Source organism: Anaeromyxobacter sp. SG64 (assembly GCF_022690745.1).
GTDB classification, from domain to species: domain Bacteria; phylum Myxococcota; class Myxococcia; order Myxococcales; family Anaeromyxobacteraceae; genus Anaeromyxobacter; species Anaeromyxobacter soli.
This window is the reverse complement of the sequence record NZ_JALCZB010000185.1, coordinates 1-2431: the sequence shown is the minus strand read 5'-3', so window position 1 is coordinate 2431 and position 2431 is coordinate 1. Positions and strand designations below refer to the sequence as shown.

Here is a 2431-nt window from a genome sequence, read left to right as displayed (position 1 = left end):
CGGCGCGCGTCGGCGGGACCTGCGACCGGGGCGCCGACGGTCACGCGCGGCGTCGCGCCGGCCGCGGCGGACGCGAGGGGCCGCTCCGCCGCGGCGCCGCCCGCCGCGATCACCGTCTCCCCGTTCGTCCAGCGCCACGCGACCGGCTCGACCGGGAGGGTGAAGCGAGTCCCGCGGGCGCCCACGCCGCAGGCGGCGTCGTCGGGGAGCGCGAACTCGAGCCCGAGCGAGAGCCGGCCGGCGCGCTGCGCCTCGATGAGCCGGCGCGCCGTCGCGGCGTCCACCTCGACGGGGAGACCCGGGTCCTCGCTGGGCCAGAGGCGCGCCGTCCCGTCGGCGATCGGGAGCTGGGCCGGCTCGGCGAGGCCGAGCGTGCCGGCGCCCGCGTCGTAGGCGAGCTCGAGCTTCCCTGCCGGCACGATCGCCTCGTACCGCCCGGCGAGGGCGCGACCGCGCGCGACGTCGTGCGCCCGCTCCGCGTCGCCGCGCGCCACCGCGTCGCCCTTCGGACGGAGCCGCTCGACCGGCGCGAGCGCGGCGCAGAGCCGCTTCACGTCCTCCGGGAGGGTGAGGCGCGCCGGCGCGCCGGCAGGAACGGCCGCCGGCGAAGGCGAGGCGGCCGGGGCGTCCCCGGCCGGGCCGGACCCGACGAGGGCGAGGAGCAGGAGGGCGAGCGCTGGGACCATGGCGCGAGGGTAAGCACGCGCCCGTTCACCGTGAGGCGACTACCCCACCCGGATCCGGAGCGCCCCCGGCAGGATCTCGAACCGGGCCGGCAGCGTCCCCGGCGCCTCGCCGTCCACGTCGAGCAGGACCCTCGCGTCGCCCACGGGCTCGACCTCGACGGTCCGCGCGCGCAGCACGCGGGTGTTCGGGAGCCGCACGTGGGTGCCGTCGTAGAGCATGCGCTTCTTCGTGACGAAGTCGGCGATGCCGAAGCCGGACCAGATCACGACGTCGAACAGCCCGTCGTCCATCCTCGCGTCCGGGGCCACCCGCATGCCGCCGCCGAAGAAGCTGCCATTGCACACCGAGAGCGCGGTGATCCGCTGCTGGGTCCACTCGCCGCCGTCGACGCGCCAGCGGACCAGCGGATCGGCCCAGCCGACGAGCGCGCGCGCCGAGGCGAGCATGAACGAGAGCTTGCCGCTCGGGAGGCGCAGCCCCTGGTTCACGAGGCGCGAGACCTCGCCGGAGATGCCGCACCCGGCGACGTTCGCGAAGTGGGCGACCCGCGTCGTCCCGTCGTGCGCGGCGAAGGTGATGCGGCCGAGGTCGCACACCGCCACCTTCGGGCAGGCGAGCGCGCGCGCCGCGGCGGTCACGCCGGCCCCGATGCCGAGCGTCTTGCGCAGGTCCCCTCCCGTGCCGCGCGGGATGTAGCCGAACACGACGTGCGCCGGGGAGGCGACCCCGCCGTCCACGAGCCCGTCGATGACCTCGCTCGCCGTGCCGTCGCCGCCGACCGCGACCACGAGCCCCGCCCCCGCGGCGACCGCCTGGCGCGCGAGCCGCGCGCCGTCGCCCGGGGCGACCGTGAAGGCACACTCGAACTCGCCGACCTCGGCGCGGACCGCGCGCGCGATGGCGTCGAAGTGGCGGCCCGTGCGGCCGGCGGCGCTGCGAGGGTTGACGACGAGGAAGGGCTTCACGTGCGTGAGGATAACAGGCGAGCGGCCGGCGCGCGCCGCCGCGTCGCAGGCTGCTTGCCGCGCTGCGGCAGGAGGCGGCCCGCGTCCACGCCTCACCCCTCGCGCACGGGAGGGTCCCGGCCGGCGAGGGCCTTCGCGCGCAGGTGGCGGACGATCCGCGCGATCGGCACGCCGGTGGGGCAGAGCGCGTCGCAGCCCGCGCAGCCCGCGCACGCCTCGAGCGCGGCGGCCGCCAGCGGGAGCCCGGCGGCGCTCCGCGAGTAGAGCCGGAACGCCGCGTGGAGCCCGAGCGCGCGCACCGCCGGGACGGCCCCCGCGAGCTCGCACCCGAGCTCGCACAGGCCGCACGCGACGCACGCGGAGGCGGCCTCGCCGACGGCGCGGTCCTCCGGCGTGGTCGGCCCGAGCCCCTCCGCGACGTACGCCGCCCGGAAGCGCTCGAGCCCCGTCCCGCGCCGGCGGAAGAGCCGCCGCAGCGGGTGCGCGACGAGCGCCCGCCAGGCGAGATACGAGAGCGCGCCGGCCCGCGTCGCCAAGGTCACTCCCCTCCCCCGGGCCGCGCCGCCGCGCGCCCCGCGAGATAGCCGGTCAGGATCGCCACGCCGAGGCCGGTGCCGTCGCTCGCGTGCTCGTGGCCGCCCACGACCGCGCCCGCGGCGTGGAGCCCCTCGGCGGCGGGGCGCCCGCGGGCGTCGAGCGGCCGGAGCCTCGCGTCCACCCGCAGCCCCGCGGAGAGGAGCGGCTGCGGCCCGACCCGCGCCGCGCCCGTGAGCGACGCG

General features: G+C 78.9%; 4 protein-coding genes. All 4 read right to left on the bottom strand.

Going from position 1 to position 2431, the window contains the following annotated elements:
* The coding region (locus MNZ29_RS23935; RefSeq protein WP_242357098.1) for a hypothetical protein at positions 1 to 686 on the bottom strand (686 nt) is incomplete at its 3' end.
* 39 nt (positions 687 to 725) lie between these two features.
* On the bottom strand, positions 726 to 1652 hold the full coding sequence (locus MNZ29_RS23930; RefSeq protein ID WP_242341577.1) for a diacylglycerol kinase family protein: 927 nt from the start codon (positions 1650 to 1652) through the stop codon (positions 726 to 728).
* 92 nt (positions 1653 to 1744) lie between these two features.
* Positions 1745 to 2188, bottom strand: coding sequence for a 4Fe-4S dicluster domain-containing protein (locus MNZ29_RS23925; RefSeq protein ID WP_242341578.1), 444 nt, complete (start codon positions 2186 to 2188; stop codon positions 1745 to 1747).
* 2 nt (positions 2189 to 2190) lie between these two features.
* Positions 2191 to 2431: FAD-binding protein (locus tag MNZ29_RS23920; RefSeq protein WP_242357097.1), on the bottom strand; the 241-nt coding region annotated here is incomplete at its 5' end.